Source organism: Pseudobutyrivibrio sp. JW11, assembly GCF_900115355.1.
Classification (GTDB): Bacteria; Bacillota; Clostridia; order Lachnospirales; family Lachnospiraceae; genus Pseudobutyrivibrio; species Pseudobutyrivibrio ruminis.
The window spans coordinates 66,849-86,074 of sequence record NZ_FOWB01000005.1; the positions used below are offsets into that span (position 1 = coordinate 66,849).

Genomic DNA, 19,226 nt, shown 5'->3' on the forward strand with positions numbered 1-19,226 from the left:
GAAAAACGGTTACAACTGAAAAATGATGTTATAATGGTGATACAGATAGCGGGAGAGCTTGCTGTATCACCATTTTTTGTAACGAGATAATAATTTTTTAAAAATTTCTTCAAAAAGGGGTTAAGTTTCAGAATAAGCTTCCGATAAAGTCTGTGTAAGGGTCAAAAAGAGCTCTTAATCCAGATATTTAGAACTGAAATAAAAATTTATAAAAAAATTTCTAAATAGGGGTTAAGTAATTCGATAATTGATCCGATACAATATTTGCAAGCGGTAAATGAAACGGATTTCGTTTATCCAGGTTAACACATCATAATCACATAACTTATATTTTCGGACCAGGACAAGGATGTTAAGGATCGGATAATCAATAATCTTTTTCTATTTATCTATTGCAATCGCAATAGGATTTTTTCATGCACAGGATATTGAAAATTGAATACTAGTTTTAGGGCTTAAAGTGCATACTACTATCCGTTAATGAGGATAATAATTTGCGGCATGTCGCGCGAGTGCTGTAATTATTATAGATGTAATTTATTAACAATTTGAGTGCAAAGGCACTTCTCCCAGGAAAGGAATCTAGGGAGTATCTACAAGGAGGTAGAATTTATGGTAGTACAACACAATATGCAAGCAAGCAACGCTTCTAGAATGCTCAACATCACATCAGGCAATCAGGCAAAGTCAACTGAGAAGTTATCTTCAGGTTATAGAATTAACCGTGCAGCAGATGATGCAGCTGGTCTTTCAATTTCTGAAAAGATGCGTAAGCAGATCAGAGGTCTTGATCAGGCTTCTACAAACGCACAGGATGGTGTATCTGCAGTGCAGACAGCTGAAGGTGCATTAACAGAAGTTCACTCAATGCTTCAGAGAATGAACGAGCTTGCAGTACAGGCTTCAAACGGAACAAACAGTGAGTCTGATAGATCATCTATCCAGGATGAAATTAATCAGCTTACAACAGAAATCGACCGTGTTGCTGAGACAACAAAGTTCAACGAGACATACTTACTTAAGGGTGACTACGGTAAGAAGACAATCCAGATTAAGGCTCATGACGCAGGTCTTGATGGAACACTTACACAGAACACAACAAAGGCTACATTTACAGTTAAGGCTCTTTCAATGGGCGACAATGTAACAATCGGTGGTACACAGTACACAATTGGTGTTACCGGAGCAACTACTAATGATATGCTTACCAATGCTAAGCAAGCTTTAGGCGCTGGAACAGCAATTAATCCAGGTAATGGCGAGGTTATTAAGATTGATGGTAAGTCATTTACAATTGCTAGCACAACAAATGTAAATACTTCTGAGCTTAATTTGACTAATGACCTTGGTAAGTTCGCAGGTTTAGGTTCTACAATTGAGTATAATGGTAAATCTGTAACATTATTCAATGAAAAGAATGTATCAGGTAGTGCTGTAGATTCTAAGGTATCAACAGTAATTACACAGGCAAAAGCATATGACCTGATGGCTAATGAGCTTAAGGCTGCTTCTTCTATCGGTGCTGATGAGGTAGTAGGTACTGTTACAAAGAAGTATACCAACGGTGCTACATATAGTGCAGAGACAGTAAATGCTCTTAAGGTTAATAATAGTACAACAGCACCAGAGCAGGTTACATTCACATTTGATAAGAAGACAGCTTCTGTTCAGAAGGATCTTACATTCAACCTTCATGTTGGTTCTGATGCTGACATGACAAACAAGATTGGTGTTACAATCGCTGACATGAGCTCTGCATCACTTGGTGTACAGGGACTTAACGTAGCTGATGCTACAGGTAAGGCTGCTACATACGCAATCGATGCAATCGCTGACGCTGTTGAGAAGGTATCTGCACAGAGATCTTCACTCGGTGCTATCCAGAACAGATTAGAGCACACAATCGCTAACGTAGATAACGTAGTTGAGAACACTAACGCTGCTGAGTCTCGTATCCGTGATACAGACATGGCTGATGAGATGGTTACATACAGCAAGAATAACATTCTTGCTCAGGCAGGTCAGGCAATGCTTGCACAGGCTAACCAGGCAACTCAGGGTGTACTTTCAATCTTAGGTTAATACTAAAGATAATTAATAGTTTATCTATTCGTTTCGCGCAGACTAGTTGAATAGCTAGTAAATTAGGGGACTTCCTTCGGGAGGTCCTCTTTTTTGTGAAAAAATTGTGTTAAAAATGTGAAAAAGGTATTGCTTTTTTCTCTGAAATGTAGATAATTATATTTGCTGATGAAAAGGAATTCACAGCACACTTTAATAACGAGACAGAATAGGTTTTATTTCTAAATTCTATTTTCTTTCGATTTGGGACAAGGATGTTATTAATCGAAACAGATATTTCAATTAATTAATTCCCATTTTTTATTTATTTTTATATTTGGTAGTCAAACAGGTGGCGCGCGTCTGTTTTGATTATAGATTAAATTTATTATAAGTGCAGGACGCACTTCTTCTTCGAATGGACTCGAGGAAGCAACTACATGGAGGTAGAAAAAAATGGTAGTACAACACAATATGCAGGCAGCAAATGCCTCAAGAATGCTTAACATCACAGCAAATAATCAGGCTAAGTCAACAGAGAAGCTTTCATCTGGTTATAGAATCAACCGTGCAGCAGATGATGCAGCAGGTCTTTCAATTTCAGAGAAGATGCGTAAGCAGATTAGAGGTCTTGATCAGGCTTCTACAAACGCACAGGATGGTGTATCTGCAGTTCAGACAGCTGAAGGTGCTCTTACAGAAGTTCACTCAATGCTTCAGAGAATGAACGAGCTTGCAGTACAGGCTTCAAACGGCACAAACTCTGAGTCAGATCGTTCTTCAATCCAGGACGAAATCAACCAGCTTACAACAGAAATCGATCGTGTTGCTGAGACAACAAAGTTCAACGAGACATACCTTCTTAAGGGCGACAATGGTACAAAGTCAATCCAGATTGCAGCTCATGATGCAGGTCTTGATGGAACTCTTACACAGAACACAACAAAGGCTACATTCACTGTAAAGGCTCTTTCAATGGGCGATACAACAACAATCGGTGGAACAAAGTACACAATTGGTGTTGCAGATAAATCTGGAAAAGCAGCTAATGTTGATGAGCAGCTCGAAAATGCAAGAATGATTCTTGCGGGAGCTGATAAGGATAATACTAACAAAGCTGCAAATTTTGCAGAAGGCACAGTTGTTAAGATTGACGGAAGCTCTTACACAATCACATCAGGCACAACTGATGAGAAGACAAAGATGCTTAACCAGGAAAATTTAAAGGATTTTGCAAGTGCAGGTTCTACAATCGAGTACAATGGTAAGTCAGTTACATTATTTAAGGAAGTTGATAATGGAGTTGATAAGGCTAATTCTACTGTAATCACACAGGAAAAGGCTTATGAGCTTATGGCTACAGAGCTTAAGGCTGCTTCTTCAATCGGCGCAGATACACCTATTACAAAATCTACTAATGTATTTTCAACAGGTACAAAGGGCAATGATGGTAAAATCACATATACAGGTAAGGATTTATCTCAAGAATCTACAAATGCTAATGTTGTTAAGGCAGGAGAGTATGATAAGGTAACATTTACTCTTGATAAGGGAACAGCTAAGGTTCAGCAGGATCTTACATTCAACCTTCACGTTGGTTCTGATGCAGACATGACAAACAAGATTGGTGTTACAATCTCAGACATGAGCTCATCATCACTTGGTATCAATGGTCTTAACGTAGCTGATGCTACAGGCAAGGCTGCTACATACGCAATCGATGCAATCGCTGATGCTGTTTCAAAGGTATCTGCACAGAGATCATCACTCGGTGCTATCCAGAACAGACTTGAGCACACAATTGCAAACGTTGATAACGTAGTAGAGAACACAAACGCAGCTGAGTCACGTATCCGTGATACAGATATGGCTGATGAGATGGTTACATACAGCAAGAACAACATTCTTGCTCAGGCAGGTCAGTCAATGCTTGCTCAGGCTAACCAGTCTACACAGGGTGTTCTTTCAATCCTTGGCTAATAGCCACTTTAGTTATTAAAATTACATTACGATTTTAAATTAGAGGCTTCGAAAGAGGCCTCTTTTTTGGTGTATAAATTATTTTTTATAATTTTTCTAAAGTTTGTAGAAAGTTTTCCGATAATTGTAGTAGATGGAAACAGTAAACAGATTGTTTTTGTTGTCCACCTGGGCAGTTATTTTTCATTATCGCGCGGAAAAGTGACTTGCCAAATCGCAGCTTTACAATTAAATAAAGCTTGTTATACTACGGCACTATTAAAAATCTTTAATGATTTTGTAATAGTGATAATTTCTTCCTTGATAGCATGTGGAGGTTGGTCACTCCCTTGTTATATAGATACTGGAAATAAGCCTAAAGTATGTATGTTTCCATGTCATGAAACTATGAAATTTAACTAATGTTATGCAATATGCATCTCTCATGAATGGAATCGTGGGAGTATCTACAAGGAGGTAGAAATTATGGTAGTACAACACAATATGCAGGCAGCTAATGCTTCAAGAATGTTAGGAATTACAACAAACGCTCAGGGAAAATCTACTGAGAAACTTTCAAGTGGTTTTAGAATCAATAGAGCCGCAGACGATGCAGCTGGTCTTTCAATTTCTGAGAAGATGAGAAAGCAGATCCGTGGTCTGGATCAGGCATCAACCAATGCATCAGATGGTATCTCAGCAGTACAGACCGCCGAGGGTGCCCTTACAGAGGTACATTCTATGTTACAGAGAATGAATGAGTTGGCAGTCCAGGCAGCAAACGGTACAAACTCTGAGTCTGACCGTTCATCTATTCAGGATGAAATCCTTCAGCTTACAACAGAGATTGATCGTGTAGCAGAGACAACAAAGTTCAACGAGACCTATCTTCTCAAGGGGGACTACGGCACCAAGACACAAATAATTGCTGCGCATGACGCTGGTCTTGATGGAACACTTACACAGAATACAACAAAAGCCACATTTACAATCAATGCCCTTGCAATGGGTGATACTTACACAATTGGTGGTACAAAGTACACAATTGGTGTACAGGGTCAAACTACAGCAGAACAGTTATCAAATGCACTTACTGTTTTAGGAACATCTGCAAATAAAACTGCACAAATCCACTTAACAGTAGGAGAAGTAGTAAAGATCGATGGTAAATCATTTACTATTGCGGATAAGACCAATGCTGATACATCTGAGGTTGCAGCTACAGAGCTTAATAAGTTTGCCAGCCAGGGATCTACAATTGAGTACAATGGCAAGGTGGCAAAATTATTTAGTACATCAACAGGTGGTGCTCCAGCAGATGGTGTAGACGAAAAAGATTCTACATTAATCACAGCAGCAAAGGCATACCAGCTCATAGCAAATGAACTCAGAGCAGCTTCATCAATTGGTTCTGACTCAATTATTGAGGTTCCAGGCGCTAAGTATAATGGCACAGATATTACTGTTACAAATGCGACATCATCAACTAATACTGTAAATGGAAAGTTACCTAACGATGTTACAGGCAACAACCTCAAGAAGGTTGAGTTTATTATCAAAAAGGGAACAGCAACTGTGCAGAAAGACCTTACATTCAATCTTCATGTTGGTTCAGATGCCGACATGACAAACAAGATTGGTGTAACAATCGAGTCGATGACAGCTACAGCACTTGGAATTCAGGGCTTAAATGTTGGTGATGCAACTGGTAAAGCAGCAACATACGCTATAGACGCTATCGCAGATGCCCTTGCAAAGGTATCAGCTCAGAGATCTGGTCTTGGTGCTATACAGAATAGACTTGAGCACTCAATTGCTAACTTAGACAACGTCGTAGAGAACACAGAAGCCGCTGAATCACGTATCCGTGATACAGATATGGCTGACGAGATGGTTACATACAGCAAGAATAATATTCTTGCTCAGGCAGGCCAATCAATGCTCGCTCAGGCAAATCAGGCAACTCAGGGTGTTCTTTCACTCTTAGGATAATTAGCGTGGCCAAACGCATAGGTACTTTCGAGTACTATCCACAAATTGGGGTCCTTCGGGGCCCCTTTTTAATATAGAAATTATAAAACTTGACGATAGTCAAGTTTTATAATAACATTTTTGTGAGGTGTATATATATGGAAATAATAAAGGAACTTCAAGACTATAGATACTTAAATTGGAGCAAAACTAGACATAGTTCTGGTACGGCTGGAACTCTTCTTAAAGCAGAGGAGATTGGCTCTGAAGGGAAAATCTACTACAAACTCTCTAGGTTTGATTCTCAAAATGGTATAATCGGCCACGAAGCTGTTAATGAGCTTATTGTAGACAGATTACTTACAGCAATAGGTGTGCCTCATTTAAATTATGACTTGATTCGATCGCAGATCGTTATTAATAATCAGGAATTTGAAACCTATATAAATAGGTCACATGATTATAAGACAAAGGGTGAAAAAAAGACTGCTTTTGAGTCATTTTATCTGGTAAATAAGTATTCCAATGAAACTCCTTTTGAGTTTGCTAATAGGTATGGGTGGAAAGACTATATTTATCAGATGTTTATTGTAGATTATTTGATTCTTAATCGTGATAGGCATGGAGCAAATATAGAAGTATTGAAGAATAAAAATAGTGTCAGATTAGCGCCACTGTTTGATCATGGTTTGTCATTATTATTTGATGTTACAAATCCTGATGCTCTTAATAAGAACGATTTGTTGGAAGATAAAAAGGTGATGGATTTTATTGGAAAAGGAAGTACACTAGAAAATCTTGCTTCTATACCAAAGGAATATTTAATCTCTTTGCCTTCTAATAAAAAGGCTATCATTAACGGGCTGTTTGAAGGATTAGATGATGTTCTGACAGAAGCATATATAGAAAAAATATCAGAGATGATATCTGAAAGGTGGGCTTTCTATGAAGTATTTCGAAATAAAAAGTGATTTGCCAGGGGACGACCGATTATATGGAGTTCTACTGTATGATGAAAAGTTTGATCAGTATTTGGTAGAGCTGCCGGATGATTTGGAATATTGGGAAGCGCCACTTTTACTAGATTCTGCCATAGAAAAAGGGTCTCGTACAGTGGGCCCATATGTATCATATCTTTGGATAAAGGAACGTATTATTCCCGAAGACAGACAAAATATTGGATATATTTTAAAGGATGCGGGATTAGATTATTATGATGAATTCAAATTACTTAATCTTAGCGATGGAAGATGTGCACAGGATGATTTTTACCTAAAACCAATACCAGTGAAATATATGCCAATGGACATTAGTGGGCGACTTGAAAAAAGAATTGAAGATTTTGTTTTGCTACCTAATATGAGGCTACTGGTATTTTTTTACAATGGGAAAGTTAAGTTATGTGATTTAAATGAATTCGATGAAAGATATGATTGGATTAAATATTTATCTATAAACGAAAACTATTACTATTCTATAAGGTCTCTTATTGCAGGTTATGGAGTAGGTTGGGATGATAGTAGACAGATTTCTTGTGAAGAATTATTTCAAATTGGCAAAGAACTGCCTTTATCTTACGACGATTTTAAAACGTTTGTTAACCAACGAACTATGTCTACTTCGGATGTGTGCAAAACTTTAGAATGTAGCAGACAAAATGTCAACGACCTGATTAAAAGAGATAAGCTACATCCGGTAAAAGAAATGGATAATAGTAAGCTTTTTTTGAGAGCTGAAATTGAAAGACGTCTTTAGCCAAGTACTTGAAAAAAGCCTTTAAAAAACATATAATTTATGAGGATAAGATTTTTATCCGACTTTAATTTGCCGTTCCATTGGAAATTATGCGGCCATTAATAGAAGGAGTCATATGAAAAAAGTAGAAGATTACATCAGAACTATTCCAGATTTCCCAGAGCCAGGTATCATGTTTAGAGATGTTACTAGCATCTTGCAGGATGCGGAAGGGTTCCGACTTGCTATAGACGAAATGAAGAAGCTTATTGAGAATGTTGATTGCGATGTTATCGCAGGCGCAGAGAGCCGCGGATTCATCTTTGGTGCACCACTTGCATACGCACTTGGCAAGCCATTCGTTCTCATTCGTAAAAAGGGTAAGCTTCCATGCGAAACTATCGAAAAGACATACGATCTTGAGTACGGCACAGCTACAATCGAGATGCATAAGGATGCAGTTAAGCCAGGTCAGAAGGTTGTTATCGTAGATGATCTTATCGCTACAGGTGGTACAATCGAGGCTGCAGCACAGCTTGTTGAGGAGCTTGGCGGCGAAGTTGTTAAAATCATCTTCCTTATGGAGCTCGCAGGTCTTAACGGACGCGAAAAGCTTGCAAAGTACGACGTAGAGTCAGTTGTTACATACGAAGGAAAGTAATATTAGACTATTGGGCAGTACATTTTGTACTGCCTTTTATTATTTAAGAGGTACTGATGGAATTAAAAGAAATAGCATTTATACATACAGGCTTTACACAAAAGTTTGGGATACCAAGGCAGAGCGGTCTTGTTTCAGATGAAACAGGCTGTATCGTATTTACGGAGGAGTTTAGAAATCCTACCTTTATCGATGGTATCACAGACTATGATTATCTGTGGCTGCTGTGGGGCTTTTCTAAGAATAAGCCATTGGAAGGGGGCACTGTTCGTCCACCTAGGCTTGGCGGAGAAAAGCACATGGGAGTGTTTGCCACCCGTGCGCCATATCGTCCAAACAACATCGGCCTTTCATCTGTAAAGCTGATAGAGGTAAAGCAAACTGAAAAAGATGGCCCGGTGCTTGTGGTCAGCGGAGTGGATATGTTAGATGGCACACCTATTTACGATATAAAGCCATACATCCCTTATGCAGACGCTCATCCTGATGCAAAGGGAGGTTTCACTGATTCCCTTTCAAAGGGAGCCCAGGTTAAGGTGGAGTTTCCAGAAGAACTTTTAGCCAAGCTTCCCGAAAACCTGCGTCATTCTGCAATAGATGTCCTCAGCCAGGACCCTCGAGCAGGCTATGATAGAGGCAAAAATCGTGATTTTAGGTTGGCTTATCATGGCTATGATATAGTATTCGAGTCAGTAAATGATTCACTTATAGTTAAAGAAGTTATCAAAATACTTTAGAAATATTTAAAATAAATATTGTGTTCTTAAAATAGATTTGATATATTAGAACTGTCCAAAGCAATAGTGTTTTGGGCAGTTATTTTTATCTTCAAACATTTTTTATAAGGGGCTTGATGTCTGAAGATTTTCGACTTATTAATGGAGGATAACGCATGAAAAAATTTATTTCATGTGTTCTAGCAGTTTCTATGGTTGGAGGTCTGGTGGCTTGCTTAAGCTCTGAATCTAAAGAGAAAAATTACACAGTCAGCTATGACGGTATTGCCACAGGTGACGTTTCTTCTTCGGGCGTTTCAGTCCACGACCCATCCATATTAGAAGTTGATGGAACATATTATATTTATGGTAGTCATATGACTGCAGCGAAAAGTACAGATTTACTTAATTGGGAAATGATTGGCGATGGCTATATGAAATCTAATCCTGTTTATGGTCAGATTTATGATGTGGCAGATGAAGCTTTTGCTTATTCAGGCTCCAAGGATAGTATTATCAAAACAGACGATGGCGGTACACATGTGTGGGCACCGGATGTTATTTACAACGAGACTACTGGTCTTTACTACATGTACTACTGCACAACCAGTACATTTAATGCGTCAAATCTTTGCTTTGGTACCAGCGAATCGCCAGAGGGACCATTTGAATGGCAGGCACCACTAATTTATTCAGGCTTTAACCTTAGCAATGTGGATTCTACAGATGTGCTTGATTATGTTGATAAGGACTATGTGAAGAAAAACTACATTAAAAGTGGTGGTTACAATTACGAAGATTATCCAAATGCAATTGACCCTACAGTATTTTATGATGCTGATGGAAGAATGTGGATGGTTTATGGTTCATGGTCTGGTGGTATATTCCTGCTTGAGCTTGACCCAGAGACTGGTCTTGTGATTCACCCAGAAGCTGATGAGGAAAACAATGTGGATCCATATTATGGCAAGAAGCTTCTTGGTGGTGGACATATTTCCATTGAAGGACCATACATTATGTATGATGCCAATACAGATTATTATTATCTGTTTGTATCTTATGGCACTTTGACTAGCAACGGTGGATATCAGATTCGTGTGTTCCGTTCTAAGACAGTGGATGGCGAATACGTTGATATGAATGGCGAATATCCACAGAAGAGCGCAATGCATGAAAACTACGGACTTAAGCTTTCAGGTAACTATAAGCTACCTAGCTTGGATAGAGCATACATGGCCACAGGCCACAACTCTGCTTTTGTTGATAGCGACGGAAAGGAGTATTTGGTTTACCATACTCGTTTCAACGATGGAGGAGAGAATCACTCTCCAAGAGTACATCAGATGCTTATGAATGCAGAAGGATGGCCATGCGATTTACCATATCAGACTCAGGGTGAGACTGTTTCTGAAACCGGTTATAGCATGGATGAAGTAGAGGGAAGATACTATTTCATCAATCAGGGCACAGATATTTCAAGTGATATCGCAAATCCGATAATTCTTTATTTGAATTCTGATGGCACTTGCGAGGGCAAAGAGGTTTCTGGTACATGGACTATGACTGATGGCACATACTATATGAACATCACAGTAGATGGTACAGATTATAGTGGCGTATTCTGCAAGATGCAGGATGAAGCCGGCACAGAATGCATGACATTCTCAGCTGTTGGAAGTAACGAGAGTGTATGGGGAGTAAAATATTAATAAGGCTTTATGGTGGAGAGTGAAAATGGACAAAAATTTTGAATACAATAAACCATGGATTTTGCAGAGAGCAGATCCATATGTATACAGACACACAGATGGCAAGTATTACTTTACTGCCTCTGTGCCTGAATACGATAAAATTGTGTTGCGTGTAAGCGATACATTGGAGGGCCTTGGGGTCGCTGAGGAAGTGGAAATTTGGCATAAGCATGAAAGTGGCCCAATGTCTAAGCACATTTGGGCTCCTGAACTACATTATCTTTTTGGTAAATGGTACATTTACTATGCAGGCGGAGAGGTAGAGGATATCTGGAAGATTCGTCCATATGTCCTTGAATGTCAGGGTGATGACCCTATTCATGACCAGTGGATTGAAAAGGGAAAAATGACTAGAGCTGATAGTGATGAGTTTTCATTTGAGGCATTTTCTCTCGATGCAACAGTGTTCGAAAATGATGGAAAATGGTATTATATTTGGGCAGAGAAAGTTAGCGTAGGTAAGCAGATTTCTAACCTTTATATTGCCAGAATGAAAAACGGATATACGTTAGAAACAGAACAGGTACTTCTCACTACACCTGACTATGACTGGGAACGTCATGGCTATTGGGTAAATGAAGGCCCTGCAGTACTTCAGCGCAACGGCAAGATTTTCGTTACTTACTCTGCAAGTGATACAGGTATTAACTATTGCATGGGTATGCTTACAGCAGATGCAGATAGCGATTTGCTTGATCCATTATCTTGGAAAAAGGAACGTTATCCAGTTCTTGCTTCATCGCCAGAGCATGTAGTGTACGGCCCAGGTCACAATTCATTTACCGTAGATGAAGAGGGCCATGATATCCTGGTTTATCACGCTAGGACAGAAACAGAGATTGTGGGGGACCCACTTTACAATCCAAATCGCCATGCAATGCTTATGAAGTTTGATTGGCAGGATGGAAGACCAGTGTTTAATTATGATTGAAAACAGAGTTTGTGCAAGATGTCTGCTTAGAGATATGACAAGAGCAGATGCTGAAATGATTGAAAAATACAAAAATGAACTTAAAGCACAGGACCAGGTGGATGATTCAGAATATGAGCGCCGCCTGGCCCTCTGCAAAAATTGCGTCCAGCTCAATGCAGGTACCTGCATGTCCTGCGGATGCTATGTAGAATTAAGGGCAGCCATGAAGGCTGCCCATTGTCCACGTAAATCATGGTAGATATTTAATTGATTGGGCTATAGTTGATGGATACTCTGATATCCTGACCATAGTTACCAAAAGTCTTACCAAACAGTGTGACACCACCAATGTGCTCTGCGTCGTCTTCAACGGCGATGCGGAAATCAAGTGGCTGTCCAGGTTTGAGCTTCAAATCGTCTATTGTAATATCTGAAATCTGAAGACCATCGATAAATGTTCCAAACTTATTTACAACAAGAAGCTTTAAAAGGCCGTACTGATTCCAGTTTGGTGGCCACCAGTCAGGTGTAAACATTCCAAGTATTTCGCCACCAAAATCCCCAGGGCTAGTCCACATACCAACCTTTTGATCGTTGATAGAGAAAGAGATATCACTTGGCCAATTGTTATCAATACCAGGAGCTTCAGATGAAATCTCAAATGAGATGGAAATCTGAGTGATATTGTTGTTGCTAGGAACAAGATTTGGCAAAGCATACTCTACGTAACCCTTTGTAAACCACAGGATATCTGCGTTGAAGTGATCAGGATGAGCAAAGTATCTTGCATCATCGATCTCACCAATAACAGATGCGCTGTTGGCAAGGCCGCAAGTTGGGCAAATATCGTATTTTGAAAACTGTCCCACTTTAATATCTGTAGTAGATACGTTTGCTAAATCAAGTGGTTTTTCTATTTCTATGACTATTTTGTCTTGAATTACTGAGCATAGCTTTGAATTGCCGTGACTGGCAGATTCGTTAGAAGTGGAGATGAGTCCGCATTCTTCAAGCTTTTTAATATGACCAGTGAGAGCGCCGTTGCTAAGATTTAGCTGAGTAGCAAGCTGATTCATGCTCATGCGGTCGTTTTCTAATAGTATGTTTAGAATCTGAATACGAACATCAGAACCTAAGGCTTTAAAAAGCTCGACTCCATCATCCAGGGAAGTTATGTGTATCATAACGTTTCTCCTTTTTATGATTTCTTAAAATATTACTCTTAATTATAAAATTTAACAAAATGGGTGTCAATATAGTTGAGCTTTAGAATTCTATTATTTTAACAAAAGATAAATTTATTAATAAAAATATACACTTCAAAGCCTGAATTGACAAACAACTTGTTAATAATTGCTAAATCATCCGTGTCTTTTTTGTGAATATTAAAAGAATATCCAAATTACTTTAGAAAAATCTAAAACAATTATTGACTTGCTGTAGTGGCAGGTTATAATTAAACCATAATAGTTAATGAGCTTTTAGAAAAATATGTAGATTAACTACCAAGCCTCAGTTAATTGTACTATTTATAAAAGCTTGAAACAATTACAACATTTCTTTTTTACAAAAGGAGGAGAAGAATGAAGAAGAAATTGATTAGTGCACTTCTTTGCACATCAATGGCAGCTAGTTTATTTGCTGGTTGCGGTGGCGCTTCAGAAGGTGGGGTAGATCCTGATGCTGCTACAGAAGAAGCTGCTGAGGAAACAGCAGAATCTGAGGTCGTAACAAACACATTTGGTGATCCAAATGGTACACACTTAGAGATGTGGACATTCGTTGAGCTTCACGGTCAGCACTACGGTGTTATGGCTGAGGAGTGGAACAAGCAGCATCCAGACAACACAATCGAAATTACATGTACAACATATCCATATGGCGATATGCACACAAAGCTTCTTACAGCTCTTGAAGCTGGCACAGGTGCTCCAGATATCTGTGACGTAGAAGTTGGTCAGTTCCCTAACGTAGTTGAAGGTCTTGATCAGTGGCTTGTACCATTAAATGATTACGCTGCTGATTACCTTGATACAATGGTTACAGCTCGTATGGAAACATATCAGGGTGAGGATGGTAACTACTACGGAGCTCCATACCATGTAGGTGCTACAGTAATGTACTACAACGTAGCTGCAATGTCAGAAGCTATGGGACTTACACAGGACGAAGTAATTGCTAAGATTGATGCAGTTAAGACTTGGGATGATTATGCAGCACTTGGTGAAGAGTACTTAGGATCTGTTTCTGAGGAAGGTAAGTACTGGACATCAGTTGATACAGGCGGTGTTGATTGGCTCTGGATTGCAATGGCTGAGTACGGTGATGACTGGACAGGCGGTTTCGATGATCCAGCAAACGTTCAGCTTGATTCAGTTAAGAACATGCTTTCAATGCAGCAGGATTGGTTAAAGTCAGGTCTTGCAGAGGTTTCTCCAGACGGACATGTTGACCTTGAGGCAGGCTTCCAGAACATTATGGATAGAAACATCGTTTCATTCCCTAAGGCAATGTGGTATATGTCACGTTTCACAAACTACATGCCAGATGAAGCAGGCAACTGGTACATTGCTAAGTGCCCTGTATTCGAGGAAGGCCAGATTTGTTCTGTAGGTATTGGTGGTACAGGTACAGTTGTTACTCAGCAGTCTGAGAATATTGATCTTGCAGCAGAGTTCCTTTGCTGGGCAAAGATGTCAGAAGAAGGCGAGCAGCATATCTGGGATACACTTGGATTTGATGTATGTAACGCAGCTCTTTGGACAGATGATGCATTTGCACATGATGAGAACAACCAGTACAACCAGTTCTTCATCAACTATCCATATGATGTATTAGCTGATATCGGAATGGACAACATTGGAAAGATTTCAGTAGTTTCTATCAGCCCAACAATCAATGAGTACTTCTGCACAACAACACTTAACGAAGTACTTGAAGATCCAGATTACTCAATTGATGATGCACTTCAGGAAGCACAGGATGCAATTGATATGGAGCAGTAAGAAATTATAACTAAGGGCCGCTTAGGCGGCCCTATTTTAAAAGATGGAGAAAGGTGCATTATGAAAATCAAGAACTTTTTATATTCTCAGAAGGTGGCACCATACGTTTTTGTTTTACCTTTTGTATTAAGTTTTTTCTTCTTTTGGGTTTATCCTCTTATCACGGCTTTCACAATGAGCTTTCAGGATATTGGGGCAATTAAATCAGAATGGGTTGGGTTTGCTAACTATTCAAAGTTATTACAGGATAAGGTATTTCATATTGCTGTATGGAACAGTGTGAAATACATGTTCTTTACATTAGTATTATTAATTCCATTCCCTATGCTTTTTGCAGTTTTGCTTGATAGTCATTTGGTAAAGGCAAAGGGTGTATGGAAGGCAATTTTATACATGCCAGCATTAACATCAGTTGTTATTTCTGGTACACTTTTCCGCCTGATGTTTACTGAGTATACAACAGGTCAGATGAATATGATTACAGCGGCTTTAGGCCTTGGAACATATAAATGGTTAAAGATGGGCTGGTCAGGTATGCTCGCCCTCTTAATCGTAGCTTGCTGGAGATGGACAGGTGTAAACATGCTTTACTTCTTGTCAGGTCTCAAATCAATCGACAGCTCTTTATATGAAGCAGCCGATATTGATGGAGCTACAGGTTGGCAGAAGTTCAAGTTCGTAACACTTCCTCTTCTTAAGCCAACAACAGTTTACGTACTTACAATTTCAGTATATGCCGGTCTTGCAATGTTCCTGGAGTCATACATGTTATGGGCAGGAAATTCATCACCAAACAATATTGGACTTACAATTGTTGGATATTTGTACAAGCGTGGTATTGAAAAGAATGATATGGGTTATGCATGTGCAGTAGGTGTAGTACTTCTTATCGTTGCTCTTATCATCAACTTTGCTCAGCTTATATTCAACGGAACATTCAAGAAGGGAGAGGATTAATATGTCAAAGCAAAAGACAATGTCTGGCACTCCTAAGAGAACGGTAGGCACAATACTTGGAACAGGATTTTTTGTAATCCTCTGTTTAATCATTATTTTCCCTGTATTTGCAGGTTTACTTGCTTCATTTAGACCTGGTACAGAGCTTATTCGTAGAGGTCTTTCAATCGATTTAAACCTCTCTACAATGAACCTTGATAACTACAAATACTTATTCAGCGGCAATGCTGACAGTATTAAATACTTCATGTGGTACAAGAATTCGTTATTAATTACCATTATTTCGGTAGCACTTACTTTGATAGTTTGTTACTTTGTTGCATATGGACTGACAATGTATGAGTTCAGATTCAAAAATCTACTTTTCACAATCGTGCTTGCAACAATGATGGTACCTTTCGAAATCTTAATGCTTCCACTTTACAAGGAAATTATTGCATTAAAGCTTATTGATACTTACACAGGTGTAATCATCATAGGTATCTGTGGCGCATCAACTATCTTTTTCTTCAAGCAGTACTTATCAGGACTGCCAAAGGATTTGCTTGATGCAGCAAGAATTGATGGATGTTCAGAATATGGCATTTCAGTAAGAATCATCCTTCCTCTTGCAAAGCCAGCATTCGCTTCAATGGGTATCCTTTGTGCAATGGGTTCATGGAATGCAATTCTTTGGCCACTCTTAGTACTTAAGGGAGCAGAGAAGTTTACACTTCCAATCGGACTTAATACATTGCTTACACCATACGGCAACAACTACGATGTACTTATCGCTGGATCAATGTTTGGAATTTTACCTATCTTCGTAATCTTCCTTATTTTCCAGAAGTACATTATTGATGGAATGACTGCAGGAGCGGTAAAAGGCTAGCCAACAAAAACTAAGGGGGACAAAATGGCTAAATTAGTTATTAATAACGAAAACAAGAAGAGCACCATTGCTCCAGAAATTTACGGACATTTTTCTGAGCACTTGGGACGCTGTATTTATGAAGGCTTATACGTAGGCGAAAATAGCGACATTCCTAATGTAAACGGAATGCGTACAGACGTTGTAGAAGCTCTTAAAGAGATGAAGGTTCCAGTACTTCGCTGGCCAGGCGGATGCTTCGCTGACGAGTATCACTGGATGGACGGAATTGGTCCAAAGGAAAAGCGTAAGAAGATGATTAACACTCACTGGGGTGGAGTAGTTGAGGATAATAGCTTCGGTACTCACGAGTTCTTCGAGCTTTGCAGACAGCTTGGCTGTAAGACTTACGTCAATGCAAATTTAGGTTCTGGTACTGTTCGTGAAATGAGCGAATGGGTGGAATATATGACATTCAACGGTGTTTCTCCAATGGCTGATCTCAGAAAAGAGAACGGTCATGAGGAGCCATGGGTAGTTGACTATCTTGGTGTTGGTAATGAAAACTGGGGTTGCGGCGGAAACATGAGACCTCAGCACTATGCAGATGAGTATAGACGTTATCAGACATACGTTAGAAACTACAATGGAAACAAGCCAATAGCAAAGATTTGCTGTGGTCCAAATGTGGATGATTATCATTGGACAAAGGGAGTTTTGGATACATGCTTTGACCACACACCAGAACACTTCCATGGATTCATGGATGGTCTTTCTCTTCATTATTACACTCTTCCAGAGACAGAGGACGATTGGAATGTCAAAGGAAGCGCTACAGACTTCACTGAGGAAGTATTCTATCAGACTTTGAAGCGTAGCTACTTTATGGAAGAGCTGATTAACAATCATGGTGCAATCATGGATCAATATGACCCTGAAAAGAAAATCGGTCTTATGATTGATGAGTGGGGTATTTGGACAGATGTTGAGCCAGGTACAAATCCAGGATTCTTATATCAGCAGAACACAATGCGTGACGCTCTTGTTGCAGGTATGAATTTGAACATCTTTAACAAGCATTCAGACAGAGTAAAGATGGCATGTATCGCCCAAATGATTAACGTGCTTCAGTCAGTAATGCTCACAGAGGGTGAAAAGATGATCAAGACTCCTACATACTATGTATTCAAGATGTATCGTCATCACCAGGGAGCAACACTTCTTGGCTCAGATTTACTGAACGGCGGAACAGTAGGCTCTGGCAAGAATGAACTTCCAAAGATTTTCGAGTCTGTATCAGAGGATGCAGATGGCGTTATTACTATTACCCTAACAAACAACTCTCTTGAATCATCAGAGGATGTTGATGTTCAGCTTACAAAAGACGGCGGCGCTTACAACGTATGTGAGGCTGTTTACGTAACAGGAAAGATGGCTGATCACAACACCTTTGATAATCCAGAGGTTGTAAAGGAACTAGAGTTTAAAGACTACAGCAAGACTTCAGATGGACTGAAGGTTACACTGCCAGCTTGCTCAGTAGTCAGCATAAGATTAAAGAAATAATAATAATCTTCTTTTTCATATCCTTCCATAAATATAAAACCAGCAATCAGGCTTAGCGGGGCTTGATGCTGGTTTTTATTTTATCTGTACATTAAAAATGACAGTGTAAGAGCAATGAAGTATGAAGTATTAACAATGATAAAGTTCTTAATTGCTGTAATAAAAGTTTTTGACTTTATCTGTTCTTTACGAAATACCCTTATATTTCTTTCTACTAGAGGAAATGAAAGTAAAAAGATGAGGGCAATAATAGGAAGAATTTTTAATGCAACCATTGCTATCACTGCGGCGTAGCATAAGTAGTAAAGAGTAGCAAAAACACGTACGCCATTTTTCTGTCCTATGTAAAAAATCAGAGTATGTCTATCTACAGCAACATCTTTTTCTAAATCACAAGTATTGTTAGCAACCATGATATTGGAAGTGGTAAATGTATTTACCAATGAGAAAAATAAAAAGCTTATCAATGGCCAAAGCATGAAGTGTACAGATAATACACCATTTTTATAGTCTAAAATAATGTATTCATCAGGATTATTGATATAAACCATCAGAAATGGAATAAACATGCCATAAGCAATACCTGAAAATACTTCCCCTAGAGGAATTCTCGAAATTGGCATAGGCCCAAAGGTATAAAAAATTCCAAGGCCAAAGCAGAGTGCTCCAAGTAGAAGAACAACAATGCCTGTTTTTAATGCCAGATAGAGTCCCATTACAGTGCTTATAAAGAGCATACATATTATAAGAAATAATGATACGTCTCGTCTGAAGGGAAGCATTTCAGGATAATCCTTACTATCAATATAGTTGTTGATTGCAGTGGTGGCTAAATCAAATATAAATGCCGCAATGCAGAAGATAATCATCAAAGGAATATTGATAGGTTGTTTCAAAAAGAGCATATACATAAGCGTATTTGCAAAAGCAAATGTGCTGGTAATCTTTGTTTGAATCTCTACAAACTTTAAAAACTTCTTAATCATAAATCTCTCCTATACATAAATTAGGTAATTATATTATACGAGCAGTTAGTCTTGTGAAACTTGGCAATAATAACACAAATTTCAATCAAAAGATAG

General features: G+C 38.9%; 16 protein-coding genes. 14 read left to right on the forward strand and 2 right to left on the reverse strand.

Features of this window, described 5'->3' with window-relative positions:
* Positions 1–612: 612 nt before the first annotated feature.
* The 10 genes from BM102_RS06750 (at position 613) to BM102_RS06800 (ending at position 12,025) form a co-directional block, all read left to right on the forward strand.
* Positions 613–2,082 carry a flagellin N-terminal helical domain-containing protein gene (locus tag BM102_RS06750; RefSeq protein ID WP_090480303.1) on the forward strand — a complete coding sequence of 490 codons (1,470 nt, stop codon included), beginning with the start codon at positions 613–615 and terminating at the stop codon, positions 2,080–2,082.
* A 435-nt stretch (positions 2,083–2,517) separates the two neighbouring features.
* Positions 2,518–4,041 (forward strand): flagellin N-terminal helical domain-containing protein, encoded by a 1,524-nt coding sequence (locus BM102_RS06755; protein ID WP_090480305.1) that lies wholly within the window; start codon positions 2,518–2,520, stop codon positions 4,039–4,041.
* Positions 4,042–4,506: 465 nt separating this feature from the next.
* Positions 4,507–6,012, forward strand: coding sequence for a flagellin N-terminal helical domain-containing protein (locus BM102_RS06765; RefSeq protein WP_090480308.1), 1,506 nt, complete (start codon positions 4,507–4,509; stop codon positions 6,010–6,012).
* Between the two features lie 137 nt (positions 6,013–6,149).
* Entirely contained in the window at positions 6,150–6,962 is an 813-nt protein-coding gene (locus BM102_RS06770) for a HipA domain-containing protein (protein ID WP_177194926.1), read from the forward strand.
* On the forward strand, positions 6,937–7,746 hold the full coding sequence (locus BM102_RS14305) for a hypothetical protein (protein ID WP_090480311.1): 810 nt from the start codon (positions 6,937–6,939) through the stop codon (positions 7,744–7,746). The genes BM102_RS06770 and BM102_RS14305 overlap by 26 nt, the downstream gene beginning before the upstream one ends.
* Positions 7,747–7,861: 115 nt before the next feature.
* Positions 7,862–8,386, forward strand: a complete 525-nt coding sequence (locus BM102_RS06780; protein ID WP_044938243.1) for an adenine phosphoribosyltransferase — start codon at positions 7,862–7,864, stop codon at positions 8,384–8,386.
* A 56-nt stretch (positions 8,387–8,442) separates the two neighbouring features.
* On the forward strand, positions 8,443–9,123 hold the full coding sequence (gene tsaA / locus BM102_RS06785) for a tRNA (N6-threonylcarbamoyladenosine(37)-N6)-methyltransferase TrmO (RefSeq protein ID WP_090480313.1): 681 nt from the start codon (positions 8,443–8,445) through the stop codon (positions 9,121–9,123).
* 155 nt (positions 9,124–9,278) lie between these two features.
* Positions 9,279–10,811: a glycoside hydrolase family 43 protein gene (locus tag BM102_RS06790; RefSeq protein ID WP_090480316.1), complete on the forward strand. Its 1,533-nt coding sequence runs from the start codon at positions 9,279–9,281 to the stop codon at positions 10,809–10,811.
* 25 nt (positions 10,812–10,836) lie between these two features.
* Positions 10,837–11,784: a glycoside hydrolase family 43 protein gene (locus BM102_RS06795; protein ID WP_177194927.1), complete on the forward strand. Its 948-nt coding sequence runs from the start codon at positions 10,837–10,839 to the stop codon at positions 11,782–11,784.
* The gene (locus BM102_RS06800) at positions 11,777–12,025 is read left to right on the forward strand and encodes a DUF6171 family protein (RefSeq protein WP_044938233.1); all 249 of its coding nucleotides are present in this window, start codon (positions 11,777–11,779) and stop codon (positions 12,023–12,025) included. The genes BM102_RS06795 and BM102_RS06800 overlap by 8 nt, the downstream gene beginning before the upstream one ends.
* A gap of 4 nt (positions 12,026–12,029) precedes the next feature.
* On the opposite strand, the gene BM102_RS06805 is transcribed toward BM102_RS06800, so the two are convergent.
* Positions 12,030–12,950, reverse strand: coding sequence for an ArsR/SmtB family transcription factor (locus tag BM102_RS06805; RefSeq protein ID WP_044938231.1), 921 nt, complete (start codon positions 12,948–12,950; stop codon positions 12,030–12,032).
* Positions 12,951–13,349: 399 nt separating this feature from the next.
* Between BM102_RS06805 and BM102_RS06810 the strand changes: the two genes are divergently transcribed.
* The 4 genes from BM102_RS06810 to BM102_RS06825 are packed head-to-tail and all read left to right on the forward strand — an operon-like array spanning position 13,350 to position 18,144.
* Entirely contained in the window at positions 13,350–14,771 is a 1,422-nt protein-coding gene (locus tag BM102_RS06810; protein WP_090480323.1) for an ABC transporter substrate-binding protein, read from the forward strand.
* 60 nt (positions 14,772–14,831) lie between these two features.
* Positions 14,832–15,728: a carbohydrate ABC transporter permease gene (locus BM102_RS06815; RefSeq protein WP_033154510.1), complete on the forward strand. Its 897-nt coding sequence runs from the start codon at positions 14,832–14,834 to the stop codon at positions 15,726–15,728.
* Between the two features lies 1 nt (position 15,729).
* Complete coding sequence (locus tag BM102_RS06820) at positions 15,730–16,599, forward strand: carbohydrate ABC transporter permease (protein ID WP_081822036.1); 870 nt, start codon at positions 15,730–15,732, stop codon at positions 16,597–16,599.
* 24 nt (positions 16,600–16,623) lie between these two features.
* A complete protein-coding gene (locus BM102_RS06825) occupies positions 16,624–18,144 on the forward strand; it encodes an alpha-N-arabinofuranosidase (RefSeq protein WP_090480326.1) in 1,521 nt (506 codons plus the stop codon).
* 80 nt (positions 18,145–18,224) lie between these two features.
* Here the strand turns inward: BM102_RS06825 and BM102_RS06830 are convergent, their stop codons facing one another.
* Complete coding sequence (locus BM102_RS06830) at positions 18,225–19,130, reverse strand: UbiA family prenyltransferase (protein ID WP_090480328.1); 906 nt, start codon at positions 19,128–19,130, stop codon at positions 18,225–18,227.
* Positions 19,131–19,226: the final 96 nt, after the last annotated feature.